The organism is Streptomyces albidoflavus, from assembly GCF_000719955.1.
GTDB classification, from domain to species: Bacteria; Actinomycetota; Actinomycetes; order Streptomycetales; family Streptomycetaceae; genus Streptomyces; species Streptomyces albidoflavus.
In genome coordinates this window covers 260,097-273,015 of sequence record NZ_JOII01000001.1, presented here as the reverse complement: position 1 = coordinate 273,015, position 12,919 = coordinate 260,097, and the positions used below count along the sequence as shown (strand labels likewise).

Annotated in this window: 10 protein-coding genes; 7 read left to right on the top strand and 3 right to left on the bottom strand. The window is 72.3% G+C overall.

Translation table 11 applies throughout. The features are described 5' to 3' along the window. Positions 1–78: 78 nt before the first annotated feature. Positions 79–891 (bottom strand): SDR family NAD(P)-dependent oxidoreductase, encoded by an 813-nt coding sequence (locus tag IF45_RS0101245; RefSeq protein WP_008413971.1) that lies wholly within the window; start codon positions 889–891, stop codon positions 79–81. 139 nt (positions 892–1,030) lie between these two features. On the opposite strand from IF45_RS0101245, the gene IF45_RS0101240 reads away from it, so the two are divergent. Then, a complete protein-coding gene (locus IF45_RS0101240; RefSeq protein ID WP_003948570.1) occupies positions 1,031–1,927 on the top strand; it encodes a LysR family transcriptional regulator in 897 nt (298 codons plus the stop codon). Between the two features lie 180 nt (positions 1,928–2,107). Here the strand turns inward: IF45_RS0101240 and IF45_RS0101235 are convergent, their stop codons facing one another. Next, the gene (locus IF45_RS0101235; RefSeq protein ID WP_003948569.1) at positions 2,108–2,452 is read right to left on the bottom strand and encodes a WhiB family transcriptional regulator; all 345 of its coding nucleotides are present in this window, start codon (positions 2,450–2,452) and stop codon (positions 2,108–2,110) included. Between the two features lie 445 nt (positions 2,453–2,897). On the opposite strand from IF45_RS0101235, the gene IF45_RS0101230 reads away from it, so the two are divergent. The 4 genes from IF45_RS0101230 (at position 2,898) to IF45_RS0101215 (ending at position 7,237) form a co-directional block, all read left to right on the top strand. Then, on the top strand, positions 2,898–3,509 hold the full coding sequence (locus IF45_RS0101230; protein WP_003948568.1) for a response regulator transcription factor: 612 nt from the start codon (positions 2,898–2,900) through the stop codon (positions 3,507–3,509). 252 nt (positions 3,510–3,761) lie between these two features. Continuing rightward, complete coding sequence (locus tag IF45_RS0101225) at positions 3,762–4,337, top strand: sigma-70 family RNA polymerase sigma factor (RefSeq protein ID WP_003948567.1); 576 nt, start codon at positions 3,762–3,764, stop codon at positions 4,335–4,337. 161 nt (positions 4,338–4,498) lie between these two features. Further along, positions 4,499–6,007, top strand: a complete 1,509-nt coding sequence (guaB, locus tag IF45_RS0101220) for an IMP dehydrogenase (protein ID WP_003948566.1) — start codon at positions 4,499–4,501, stop codon at positions 6,005–6,007. Positions 6,008–6,109: 102 nt separating this feature from the next. Further along, the gene (locus IF45_RS0101215; protein ID WP_003948565.1) at positions 6,110–7,237 is read left to right on the top strand and encodes a GuaB3 family IMP dehydrogenase-related protein; all 1,128 of its coding nucleotides are present in this window, start codon (positions 6,110–6,112) and stop codon (positions 7,235–7,237) included. 86 nt (positions 7,238–7,323) lie between these two features. On the opposite strand, the gene IF45_RS0101210 is transcribed toward IF45_RS0101215, so the two are convergent. Further along, the gene (locus tag IF45_RS0101210) at positions 7,324–8,589 is read right to left on the bottom strand and encodes a nucleotide sugar dehydrogenase (protein ID WP_003948564.1); all 1,266 of its coding nucleotides are present in this window, start codon (positions 8,587–8,589) and stop codon (positions 7,324–7,326) included. Positions 8,590–8,998: 409 nt separating this feature from the next. Between IF45_RS0101210 and IF45_RS0101205 the strand changes: the two genes are divergently transcribed. Together IF45_RS0101205 and IF45_RS0101200 are read left to right on the top strand one after the other, a co-directional pair. After that, a complete protein-coding gene (locus IF45_RS0101205) occupies positions 8,999–10,705 on the top strand; it encodes a glycerol-3-phosphate dehydrogenase/oxidase (protein WP_010638737.1) in 1,707 nt (568 codons plus the stop codon). Positions 10,706–10,901: 196 nt separating this feature from the next. After that, a complete protein-coding gene (locus IF45_RS0101200) occupies positions 10,902–12,722 on the top strand; it encodes a stealth family protein (RefSeq protein WP_030304941.1) in 1,821 nt (606 codons plus the stop codon). The last annotated feature ends 197 nt before the right edge of the window (positions 12,723–12,919 follow it).

Sequence of the window (12,919 nt, the reverse complement as noted above, 5' to 3'; positions counted from 1 at the left end):
TCCGCAGCCGAGGCCCGGCTCCCCGTCGCGGGGAGCCGGGCCTCCGGCGTGTCCGGGACCCCCCGGGACGCGCGACGCCTACTGCGGCCCGTACTTGCGGCCGGTACGCGAGGTCATCCCGGTCAGCAGGGCCCGCGGGGTCAGCTTCACCAGGCCCATCAGCGCCTTGTACCGAGGGTCCGGGATGGAGACCGTACGGCCCCGGGCCAGGTCGGCGAGGGCGGCGGCGACCAGCTTGTCGGCGTCGAGCCACATCCACCCGGGGATGTTGTCGGTGCCCATCTTCGCCCGCTGGTGGAACTCGGTCCGCACGAAGCCGGGGCAGAGCGCCATCAGCCGCACCCCGGAACCGGCCAGGTCGTGGGCGGCGCCCTGGGTGAACTGCACCACCCACGCCTTGGACGCGCCGTAGGTGCCGCGCGGCACGAAGGCGGCGACCGAGGCGACGTTGACGACGCCGCCCCGCCCCCGCTCGCGCATCGAGGCGGTGGCCGCGGTGGTGAGCCGCAGCACCGCCTCGCAGTGCACCTTCAGCATCTTCAGCTCGTCGGCGAGCGGCACTTCGAGGTAGGCGCCCTTGTTGCCGAACCCCGCGTTGTTGACGAGCAGGTCGACCGGGTGCGTACGGTCGGCCAGCCGGGCCTCGACGGCCCCGATCCCCTCGTCGGTGGAGAGGTCCGCGGGCAGCACCTCCACCTCCACGCCGTGCCGGTCGTGGAGTTCGGTCGCCTGCCGCCGCAGCCGCTCCCGGTCCCGGGCCACCAGGACGAGGTGGTGCCCGGCGCCGTGGCCCCGGTCCGCCCCGCTCCCGTCGGTGCCGGAGGCGGCGAGCCGCCGGGCGAAGGCGGCGCCGATGCCCGCGGTCGATCCCGTAATCAGAGCCGTAGTCATGGGGTCAGGCTACGAGTTGACGATCAGTGCCCGTGCAGGGGCGGGGTGCGGGCCACCCGCGCGAGCACCCCGGCCACACGGAGTCAAAGCCCGGGGCCGATATTTCCGGTCACCCCCAAGCCTCGCTTATGCTCGACGCATGATCGAGGCACGCCACCTGCGCGTCCTGCGCGCCGTCGCCGCCACCGGCTCCTTCTCCGCCGCCGCCCGGGAACTGGGCTGCACCCAGCCGGCCGTCAGCCAGCAGATGAAGGCCCTGGAGAGTTCGGCCGGCACCCCGCTGCTCATCCGCACCGGCCGCGAGATGCGCCTCACCCAGGCGGGTGAGGCGCTGACCCGGCACGCCGCGGGCATCCTCGCCGGGCTCACCGCCGCCGAGGAGGAGGTCGCCGCCATCGCCGGGCTGCGCGCCGGCCGGGTCCGCCTGGTTTCCTTCCCGAGCGGCAGCTCCAGCCTGGTCCCGGCCGCCCTCGCCGCCCTGCGCGCGGCCCACCCCGGCACCCGCGTCTCCCTGGAGGAGGCCGAGCCCCCGCGCTCCGCCGAACTCCTCCGCGCCGGCGACTGCGACATCGCCCTCGCCTTCCGGTACGCGGGCGCCACCGCCCCCGACGAGTGGGACGACCTGGTGGTCCGCCCCCTCCTCGCCGACCGCCTGGTCGGCCTGGTCCCCGAGGGTCACCGCCTCGCCGACGCCGCCTCGGCCGGCATCGGCGAACTGGCCGCCGACCCCTGGATCGCCGGCTGCCCCCGCTGCCGCCGCCAACTGGTCGAGGTCTGCGAGACCGAGGGCTTCACCCCGCGCATCGACTTCGCCACCGACGACTACCCGGCCGTCCTCGGCCTCGTCGCGGCGGGCCTCGGCGTGGCCGTCCTGCCCGCCCTCGCCCTGGAATCGCTCCGCCCGAAGGGCGTCCGCACCATCGCGGTCGAGCCCGCCGTGGAGCGCGAGATCGTCGCCCTGACCCTCCCCGACCTGGCCCAGGTCCCGGCGGTCGCGGCGACTCTGGACCACCTGGCGGCCACGGCGGGGCGGTGAGGCGGTGAGGCGGTGAGGCGGGGGCGGGGATCGCGCGGCGCGCGCCGCAGCACACCCGGGCACGCCGAGTTCTCCCCGCTCCGCCAGGGCCGGGCCGTTCCGCGCATGGCTCGCGGAAGCACCCCGGCCGCCCCCCCCCGGGCCCTGGTCACCGCATGGCGAAACGTTCCTTCGCGAGGGTCACGGGAAGCCGGGCCCGGGCGGGGTGGGCCCGGGTGCCGGCGCCGCCCCCGCCGGGGTGAGGCGGGTCCGGGCGCGGCCCATCAGCTCTTCGCGTTCGTCCTCGGTCAGGCCGCCCCAGACGCCGTAGGGCTCGCGGACGGCGAGGGCGTGGGCCGCGCACTCGGCGCGTACGGGGCAGCGCATGCAGACCTCCTTGGCGGAGGTCTCGCGGGCGCTGCGGGCGGCTCCCCGTTCGCCCTCGGGGTGGAAGAAGAGGGAGCTGTCGACGCCTCGGCAGGCGGCTAGCAGCTGCCAGTCCCACAGGTCGGCGTTCGGTCCGGGCAGGCGGGAGAAATCAGCCATTACTGGTCCCGTCGTAGCAGTGTCGGCCGTGCTGGCGTGGTGACGGTCCGGGGGTGAGGGACGGGCGCCGGGCGGGGTGTCCGGGGTGCTCGCTCTCGAAGACCGCACATCTACTGTCCTAGGAAATGAAAATATGACTCATTGCGAATCTAGGCACAGACACTGCCAAAAGGGAAGAAGAGGCGCTAAATGGGGCATAGCAGAGTTCGTGGAGTACGGCTCTCCTCGATGGCCGCGCCATCACCGCCCCGTGTCCGGCTCCTCACGTAGAGTGCCGAATGCGGTCGGTGACCCCGTAACTCTTTCGGGTGACCGTCGTTGAGAGGGCTAGGCGATTGAAGGAAAAAGCGGTCGGGCAGATGTCCGACAGCGTCGATCGCGCAGGTGACGATTACGTACCAGCCTGGAGGCTCAAAGTGACGCGCATCAGCTCGGGAGGGCGGGTATGACATCCGTCCTCGTCTGCGACGACTCCCCGCTTGCCCGAGAGGCACTCCGCCGGGCGGTCGCCACCGTGCCCGGCGTCGAGCGTGTGACGACCGCGGCCAACGGCGAGGAAGTCCTCCGCCGCTGGGGCGCCGACCGCTCGGACCTGATTCTCATGGACGTCCGGATGCCCGGACTCGGCGGTGTGGAGACCGTCCGGCGGCTGCTCTCGGCCGACCCGGGCGCCCGCATCATCATGCTCACCGTCGCCGAGGACCTCGACGGGGTCGCTCTCGCGGTGGCGGCCGGCGCCCGCGGCTACCTCCACAAGGACGCCTCCCGGGCCGAACTGCGGGCCACCGTCACCCAGGCGCTCGCCGACCCGACCTGGCGCCTCGCCCCGCGCCGCCTGCGCTCCGCCGAGATGGGCGCCGCGCCCACCCTGACGGCGCGCGAGATCCAGGTGCTGGAGGGGATGAGCCACGGCCGTTCCAACGCCGAGATCGGCCGCGAGCTGTTCCTCTCCGAGGACACCGTCAAGACACACGCCCGGCGCCTGTTCAAGAAACTCGGCGCCTCCGACCGCGCGCACGCCGTGGCCCTCGGATTCCGCTGGGGCCTCGTCCGCTGACCTGCCGGTCCTCCCCGTCCGCCGTCCGGCGGGCGGGGCGCACACCCCCGTTTCTCCGCCTCGCCAGGAGGGCTCGCGCCGGTTCGCGCGCCGATGCCGCATCCTTGAGGGGTGGAGTTCCTCGGGAACGAGTCGGTCGAGCGGCAGGGGAGGGCGCAGTCGATGAGGTCCGGCGCACCTGCTCATAACGCTTCGGTGCACAACGAGGGACGCGATGTCCCGGATCGTTCGGCACCAAGGCACCATGGACCGATGCGTGACGACGAGACGACGGCGATCGGCGGCCTCGTCCATCGCGCGGTGGAGGGTGACGAGCAGGCCACCCACGACCTGCTCGCGCACGTCCACCCGCTGGCGCTGCGGTACTGCCGCACCCGCCTCTCCCGGCTGCCCGGCGACGCCCGGCACTTCGTGGAGGACCTCGCGCAGGAGGTCTGCGTCGCCGTCCTCCTCGCCCTGCCGCGCTACAAGGACACCGGGCGCCCCTTCGAGGCGTTCGTCTTCGCCATCGCCGGACACAAGGTCGCCGACCTCCAGCGCGCCGCGATGCGCCACCCCGGCTCGACCGCCGTCCCCTCCGACGAGATGCCCGAGCGGCCCGACGACTCCCTCGGCCCCGAGGAGCGCGCCCTGCTCAGCAGCGACGCCGCCTGGGCCAAGCAACTCCTCGCCAACCTCCCGCAGAACCAGCGCGAACTGCTCCTCCTGCGGATCGCCGTCGGCCTCACCGCCGAGGAGACCGGCCAGATGCTGGGGATGTCACCGGGCGCGGTCCGGGTCGCCCAGCACCGGGCGCTGAGCCGGCTGCGGGCGCTGGCGGAGCAGTAGCCGGGGCGGCGGGAGGGCAGAAGTCCCGCGGAAGTCCCGGGGAGATGTCGGACACATGTGTCCGGGGCCATCCCGTTCATCTCCCCGGAGTGGAATGGGAGCGGGCAGAATCCCGTTAGCATGGACATCCGCACCGATCAAGGCCATTTGGGGAAGGTGTCATGACTGCAAACGTCGACGGAGTGCCCGAGAAATTCGCGACACTCGGGCTGACCTACGACGACGTGCTGCTGCTGCCGGGCGCGTCGGACATGGCGCCCGACCAGATCGACACCACTTCACGCCTGTCGAAGAACGTCAAGGTGAACGTCCCGCTGCTCTCCGCCGCGATGGACAAGGTCACCGAGTCGCGGATGGCCATCGCCATGGCCCGCCAGGGCGGCGCCGGTGTCCTGCACCGCAACCTCTCCATCGAGGACCAGGCCAACCAGGTCGACCTCGTCAAGCGCTCCGAGTCGGGCATGGTCACCGACCCGATCACGGTGCACCCGGACGCCACCCTCGGCGAGGCCGACGCGATCTGCGCCAAGTTCCGCATCAGCGGCGTGCCGGTCACCGACGGCTCGGGCCGCCTGCTCGGCATCGTCACCAACCGCGACATGGCCTTCGAGTCGGACCGTACGCGCCAGGTGCGCGAGGTCATGACGCCGATGCCGCTGGTCACCGGCAAGGTCGGCATCTCCGGCGTGGACGCCATGGAGCTGCTGCGCCGCCACAAGATCGAGAAGCTGCCGCTCGTCGACGACGAGGGTGTCCTCAAGGGCCTCATCACCGTCAAGGACTTCGTCAAGGCGGAGAAGTACCCGAACGCCGCCAAGGACTCCGAGGGCCGCCTGCTGGTCGGCGCCGCCGTCGGCGTGGCGGGCGACGCCTTCGAGCGCGCCCAGGCGCTGATCGGCGCCGGCGTCGACTTCATCGTGGTCGACACCGCGCACGGTCACTCGCGCCTGGTCGGCGACATGGTCGCCAAGATCAAGTCGAACAGCTCCGGCGTCGACGTCATCGGCGGCAACATCGCCACCCGTGACGGCGCCCAGATGCTCATCGACTCCGGCGCCGACGGCGTCAAGGTCGGTGTCGGCCCGGGCTCCATCTGTACGACCCGCGTCGTCGCCGGCATCGGCGTCCCGCAGGTCACCGCGATCTACGAGGCCTCCCTCGCCGCCCAGGCGGCCGGCGTCCCGGTCATCGGCGACGGCGGCCTCCAGTACTCCGGCGACATCGCCAAGGCCCTGGTCGCCGGCGCCGACACGGTGATGCTCGGCTCGCTGCTGGCCGGCTGCGAGGAGTCCCCCGGCGAGCTGCTCTTCATCAACGGCAAGCAGTTCAAGTCGTACCGCGGCATGGGCTCGCTCGGCGCGATGCAGACCCGCGGCGACCGCAAGTCGTTCTCCAAGGACCGGTACTTCCAGGAGGGCGTCGCCTCCGACGAGAAGCTGGTCCCCGAGGGCATCGAGGGCCAGGTGCCCTACCGCGGCCCGCTCGCGCAGGTCGTGCACCAGCTCGTCGGCGGTCTGCGCCAGTCGATGTTCTACGTCGGCGGCGCCACCGTCCCCGAGCTGCAGCGCAACGGCCGGTTCGTCCGGATCACCTCGGCGGGGCTCAAGGAGAGCCACCCGCACGACATCCAGATGACGGTCGAGGCGCCGAACTACGCCGCCAAGCGCTGACCCGTCGCACGGTCGAGGAGGCGGCCCGGGACACCGGGCCGCCTCCTCGGCGTGCGGGCGGGGGATACTGATGGACTTGAGACCCACAGGAAAGGCCACCCAGTGACTGAGATCGAGATCGGGCGCGGCAAGCGCGGCCGGAGGGCGTACGCATTCGACGACATCGCCGTCGTCCCGAGTCGCCGCACCCGCGACCCGAAGGAGGTCTCGATCGCCTGGCAGATCGACGCCTACCGCTTCGAGCTTCCCTTCCTCGCCGCCCCCATGGACTCCATCGTCTCCCCCGAGACGGCGATCCGCGTCGGCGAGTTCGGTGGCCTCGGCGTGCTCAACCTCGAAGGGCTCTGGACCCGTTACGAGGACCCGCAGCCGCTGCTCGACGAGATCGCCGAGGAGCTGGACGAGGAGCGCGCCACCCGCCGCCTCCAGGAGATCTACGACGCGCCGATCCAGGAGGAGCTGATCGGCCGCCGGATCAAGGAGGTCCGCGACGCGGGCGTCATCACCGCCGCCGCGCTCTCCCCGCAGCGCACCGCCCAGTTCTCCAAGGCCGTCGTGGACGCCGGGGTCGACATCTTCGTCATCCGCGGCACCACCGTCTCCGCCGAGCACGTCTCCGGCGCCGCCGAGCCGCTCAACCTCAAGCAGTTCATCTACGAGCTGGACGTCCCGGTCATCGTCGGCGGCTGCGCCACGTACACCGCCGCCCTGCACCTGATGCGCACCGGTGCCGCCGGTGTGCTGGTCGGCTTCGGCGGCGGCGCCGCCCACACCACCCGCAACGTGCTGGGCATCCAGGTCCCGATGGCCACCGCCGTCGCCGACGTGGCCGCCGCCCGCCGTGACTACCTCGACGAGTCCGGCGGCCGGTACGTGCACGTCATCGCCGACGGCGGCGTCGGCTGGTCCGGAGACCTGCCGAAGGCCATCGCCTGCGGCGCCGACGCCGTGATGATGGGCTCCCCGCTGGCCCGCGCCACCGACGCGCCCGGCAAGGGGCACCACTGGGGCATGGAGGCCGTCCACGAGGACGTGCCGCGCGGCAAGCTGGTCGACCTCGGCATGGTCGGCACCACCGAGGAGATCCTCACCGGCCCGTCCCGCACCCCCGACGGCTCGATGAACATGTTCGGCGCGCTCCGCCGGTCGATGGCGACCACCGGCTACAGCGAGCTGAAGGAGTTCCAGCGCGTCGAGGTCACCGTCGCGGACTCGCACCACAAGCGCTGACCGCCCCGCTCTCGCACGCCCCGCTGCCCGGCACCCCCTCGCGGAGTGCCGGGCAGCGGCGTGTCCGGGCCGGCCGGAGACACGGCTCAGAGCCGGTGGGCCGCGCCCGCCGGGGTGGTGCCCCGGGTGTCGAGGAGCAGCTGCGCCTTCACGGCGAGGCCCTGGAGGTCGTACGTGCGGTGGTTCTGGAGCAGGATCGTCAGGTCCGCCTCGGCGGCCGCCTCGTAGAGGGAGTCGGCGCGCGGCACCGGGCGCCCGGCCGGCGACCAGTGCGGGACGTACGGGTCGTGGTAACTGACCGAGGCGCCGCGCTCGGTGAGGCGCAGGGCGATCTCCTGGGCCGGGGCGCCCTGCTGGTCGGCGACGTCCGGCTTGTAGGTGACGCCGAGCAGCAGCACGCGGGCGGCGCGGGCGGACTTGCCGTGCTCGTTGAGGAGCTGGGTGGCGCGCTGGATGACGTACTGCGGCATCCGGGCGTTGATGTCGCGGGCCAGGGAGACCATGCGCAGGCCGTTGCCCGGGGTGGCGTCGGCGTGCGGGAGGCAGCTGGGGTCGAGCGGGAGGCCGTGGCCGCCGGCGCCGGGGCCCGGGCGGAACGCCTGGAAGCCGAAGGGCTTGGTCTCGGCGCAGCGGATGACGTCCCAGAGGTCGACGCCGAGGTCGTGGCAGAGCACCGCCATCTCGTTGACCAGGGCGAGGTTGACGTGCCGGTAGTTGGTCTCCAGGACGTGCACGGTCTCGGCCTCGCGGGGGCCCCGGGCGCGCACCACCTTGTCGGTGAGGCGGCCGTAGAAGGCGGCGGCCGACTCGGTGCAGGCCGGGGTGAGGCCGCCGATGACCTTCGGGGTGGCGGCGTAGCCGTGGGTGCGGTTGCCGGGGTCGGTGCGGCCGGGGGAGTAGGCGAGGTGGAAGTCGCGGCCGGCCGTCAGGCCCGAGCCGGACTCCAGCAGGGGGCGTAGGAACTCCTCGGTGGTGCCCGGGCCCGCCGGGGACTCCAGGATGACCGTGGTGTGCGGCCGCAGGCGGGCCGCGAGGGCGCGGGCGGCCTCGGCGAGCGGCCCGAGGTCGACGCCGCCGGAGGGGCCGGCGGGCGCGGGGGCGCAGATGACGGCGGTCCGTACCCGGCCCAGTTCGCGCGGGTCGGCGGTGGGGCGGAAGCCGCCGGAGAGCATCCGGCGGACGTCGGCCGCGGTCAGCGCGCCCTCGGCGCCGGTGCCGGGGAGGCGGCCCGAGGCCAGGTCGCGGGCGCGGTCCGGGTCGTAGCCGATGGTGTCGACGCCCGCGCCGACGGCGGCCTGCGCGAGTGGCAGGCCGTGCGAGCCGAGTCCGATGACGGCGAGGTCTGCGGGCATGGCGGTGGACCGTCCTTCGAGGGGGCCGGGCGTCGAGGGGGGCGCGGGACGCGCCGGCCCGGGCTCCCCGAGGTGCCGCTGGACCGGCGCGGACCTGCGTGAATGTCAGACTAGGCATACATATGAACGAGATGCGGTATTGATGTCGGATCGCGCGCATGTCGGCCCGCAGGGGTGGCATGCGTACCGCCGGTCAGGTGCCCCTCCCGCACCCCGGCGGTGGCCGATACGGGACAAGCGGGTCAGAATTCGGGCAGAGGGAGCGGGTTTCCGGGAGGCCACGCGTGGGCCGCCCGGGGAACGGGAACACGAGGGCCGTGGGCCCGCCCCGGCCGCGAGCATCCGCCCGTCCCGCCGCGGCACCAGACCAGACCAGTCCGGATCAGGCAGACGTCACGGGAGGTTACGGGTGAGGACAGGCACACTGGGACCGGACGAGCGGGCCGAGGCGCTCGCCGCGATGGCCGAACGGGAACTGGACATCCTCGTGGTCGGCGGCGGGGTGGTCGGCGCGGGCACGGCGCTGGACGCCGTCACCCGGGGCCTGGCCACCGGCCTCGTCGAGGCCCGCGACTGGGCGTCCGGCACCTCCAGCCGCTCCAGCAAGCTCATCCACGGCGGCCTGCGCTACCTGGAGATGCTCGACTTCGCCTTGGTCAGGGAGGCCCTGAAGGAACGGGGCCTGCTCCTGGAGCGGCTCGCCCCGCACCTGGTCAAGCCGGTGCCCTTCCTCTACCCGCTCCAGCACGCCGGCTGGGAGCGCCTCTACGCCGGAGCCGGCGTCGCCCTCTACGACGGCATGGCGATGGCCCGCGGCCACGGGCGGGGCCTGCCCACCCACCGCCACCTCAGCCGCCGGCACGCCCTGCGGGTCGCCCCCTGCCTGCGCAAGGACGCCCTGGTCGGCGCCCTCCAGTACTACGACGCCCAGATGGACGACGCCCGCTTCGTCCTCGACCTGATCCGCACCGCCTCCTCGTACGGCGCCAAGGTCGCCAACGGGGCGCGCGTCACCGGGTTCATCCGCGAGGGTGAACGCGTGGTCGGCGCCATGGTCACCGACGTCGAGCACGGCGGCGAGTACGAGGTCCGCGCCAAGCAGGTCGTCAACGCCACCGGCGTCTGGACCGACGACACCCAGGCCATGGTCGGCGAGCGCGGCCAGTTCCACGTCCGCGCCTCCAAGGGTGTCCACCTGGTCGTCCCCAAGGACCGCATCAACTCCTCCACCGGGCTCATCCTGCGCACCGAGAAGTCGGTCCTCTTCGTCATCCCCTGGGGCCGGCACTGGATCGTCGGCACCACCGACACCGAGTGGGACCTGGACAAGGCCCACCCGGCCGCCTCCAGCGCCGACATCGACTACGTCCTCGAACACGTCAACTCCGTCCTCGCCGTCCCGCTCTCCCGCGACGACGTCGAGGGCGTCTACGCCGGGCTCCGCCCGCTGCTCGCCGGCGAGTCCGACGCCACCAGCAAGCTCTCCCGCGAGCACACCGTGGCCCATCCGGTGCCCGGGCTCGTCGTGGTGGCCGGCGGCAAGTACACGACGTACCGGATCATGGCCAAGGACGCCGTGGACGAGGCGGTGCGCGGGCTCAACCAGCGCGTCGCCGACTGCGTCACCGAGGAGGTCCCGCTGCTCGGCGCCGAGGGGTACCAGGCCCTGTGGAACGCCCGCGCCCGCACCGCCGCCCGCACCGGGCTGCACGTGGTCCGCATCGAGCACCTGCTCAACCGCTACGGCACCCTCACCGACGAACTCCTCCAGCTCATTGCGGAGGACCCCTCCCTCGGCGAACCGCTGCGCTACGCCGACGACTACCTCCGCGCCGAGATCGTCTACGCCGCCACCCACGAGAGCGCCCACCACCTCGACGACATCCTCACCCGCCGCACCCGCATCTCCATCGAGACCTTCGACCGGGGAACCCGCAGCGCCCGCGAGTGCGCCGAACTGGTCGCCCCCGTCCTCGGCTGGGACCAGGAGCGGATCGACAACGAGGTCGCGCACTACGAGATGCGCGTCGAGGCCGAACGCGAGTCGCAACGCCAGCCGGACGACCTGACGGCGGACGCGGCGCGGCTGGGGGCGCCGGATGTGGTGCAGGGGTGAGGGTCCGGGCTCTGCGGTGAGGGTGACTACCCGTACGGCAGAAGGAAATGCCGCGTTTACCATTCGTACAAAGGTGTGCGGAGAACGAGGCGCTCGCGCGCCGTGACCGGGCGCGTGTCGGCAGAGGCCGGAGCCGGGACTCCGCCGCGACCGATGCCGTGAGTCCGTCCCCCGCCGAGAGAGGTGCCTCGCGCCGATGTCTTCCCGGATAGCCCTGGCAGCCGAACGACTCCTTCCGTCCCAGGTCCGCGCGGCCAGGGAGGAGGAACGCGCCCGGGACCGCGAGGCGGCCCTGGCCGAGGCGGAGGAACGCGAGCGCCTGGAGAAGGAGAGGCGGAAGGCGGAGAGGATCGCCGAGCGGCGGCGCGCTCTGCGGGAGAAGGACCCCGACGTGGTCGAGTTCGCCGTGGACGGCGGCACGTACTACGGGCGGAAGGTGACCTCCTTCAGCGCGGCGGCGGCTGCCGCGCACAACCTGGAACTCGTCGCGGCGGCGTGCAGGAAGGCGGGCGTCGACTACTTCCTGGTCCCCTCCGGGACAGCCGCCGCGCACGTCGTCGGCATGCTCCGCGCCAACCGCAAGGCATTCCTCACGGCCATGCGGGAGCTGTACGCGGTGTCACCCGTGTACACCTGGGAGCCGGGGAGGAAGGCCGGACTCCCGTCCGCCTCCCTGTACGCGGACGGGGCTCTGCCCGCGGGGCTGAAGCGGCAGTCGGCCATCGCCTTCGGCGAAGTGCTGCTCGGGCCGTCCGGGCAGGTGCTCGCCGATCTGTCCTACGGCTGTGAGGTCGAGTTCTGGGAGCGGGGAGAGGACCTGCTGGCCGGCCGGGAAGGAGACGACCCGGCAGCCGACCGGGCGGCGGCGCGCATCGCCTCCCTCCGCACCCAGTTGCCGGAGGCCCTGCTGCCGGGGGCCTTGGTGGCGCCCAGGGTCAACCCGGTCACGGACACGGTGCCGGCGCAGGCCCGCGTCACGGTCGAGCGCCGGGTGGCCGGAACCGATCACCCGACCTTCGCCGACCTCGACCGGCCCGGCCTCGAAGCGGTGGACTTCCCGGTGGACGTCGTCTACACGTGGGTGGACGGCGACGACCCCGAACTCGCCGCCAGGCGGGCCGCCTTCCGCGGGGAGAGCGCCTCCGCCATCCACTCCCGCGAGACCGGTGCCTCGCGCTACACCAGCCACGACGAGCTGAAGTACTCACTGCGGTCGCTGGAGGCGTACGCGCCCTTCGTCCGTGACATCTACGTCGTCACGGACGGGCAGGTGCCGTCATGGCTCGACACCTCGGTGCCGGGGATCAGGGTCGTGGACCACCGGGAGATCTTCGCGGACCGCGACGCGCTGCCCGTCTTCAACTCCCACGCCATCGGTACGCAGCTCCACCACATCGAGGGGCTTTCCGAGCGGTACCTGTACCTGAACGACGACGTCTTCTTCGGCCGCCCGGTCACCGCCGGTCACTTCTTCCACGGCAATGGCGTGGCCAAATTGCCCTTCTCCCCGTTCCAGTACGGTCTCGGAGCGCCGCACCCGGACGAGCCGGCCCCGAATTCCGCCGGTAAGAACGTCCGGGCGCTGCTGTGGGAGCGTCACGCCCGGTTCATCACCCACAAGTTCATGCACACCCCGCATCCGCAGATACGTTCCGTCATGCGGGACATCGAGACGGAGTTCGAGGAGGCGGTACGGTCCACCAGCCGCTCCCGTTTCCGCGCGGTCGACGACATCGCGATGGGCGCCTCACTCCACCACCACCACGCCTTCTTCACCGGGCGGGCCGTGCCCGGCAAGTACCGCACCCGCTATGTCGACGTGGCCCGCGCGGACGCCCGCGAGCGCATGGACGACCTGCTCGCGACCAGGCGCTTCGACTCCTTCTGCCTGAACGACGTGAACACGCCCGAGAGCGAGAAGGAGCGCGTCGCCGGGGAGCTGCGGACTTTCCTCGACACGTATCTGCCATTCCCGAGCCGGTTCGAGCGAAGGGGGTCGGCGGCGGGGAGTGCCTGATAGGACCGGTACGTGCTGCCCCGTGCTCCGGAAGAGGAGCGCGGGGCAGCGGTCTTTCCTCCGCAGTTCGCGTCCGTTTTATTTCTACAGTTATGTAGAAGTTCGGGGTAGAAATCCACTCCGGAACGGGAAGGGAGCTTCTGCCGAATCCCGCTGTGAAGATTTTCAACTTACCTTCACGCGCAGGTCAAGAGATC